Source organism: Acinetobacter johnsonii (assembly GCF_048551975.1).
GTDB classification, from domain to species: domain Bacteria; phylum Pseudomonadota; class Gammaproteobacteria; order Pseudomonadales; family Moraxellaceae; genus Acinetobacter; species Acinetobacter johnsonii_A.
In genome coordinates this window covers 1-250 of record NZ_JBIMCF010000329.1, presented here as the reverse complement: position 1 = coordinate 250, position 250 = coordinate 1, and the positions used below count along the sequence as shown (strand labels likewise).

The 250-nt window shown below is 36.8% G+C and carries 1 protein-coding gene; it reads left to right on the top strand.

Annotated features, from left to right (window positions below; translation table 11 throughout):
• The coding region (locus ACG9ZB_RS17685) for a hypothetical protein (RefSeq protein ID WP_419326891.1) at window positions 1-144 on the top strand (144 nt) is incomplete at its 5' end.
• Window positions 145-250: the final 106 nt, after the last annotated feature.

Below are 250 nucleotides of genomic sequence, written 5' to 3'. Positions count from 1 at the left end.
GACTTATATATTCGTTATGGCGTGGGTGTCTTAACACCAGTCAATAAACTGACTCTACGCTATCAAATGAACAAACGTATGTACTTAGAATCGAGTCAGTCATTAGAGCGTGCTATCGACGTCTTCTATAACTGGAAGTTCTAAAGCCACTCTTCAGCTGAATAAAGCCTACATCATCTCGGCGTTATTTTTAGCTGCTCACTTAAGTTTAATAAGACATTAGATCAAACTTTATTTGATAGATGAAGAA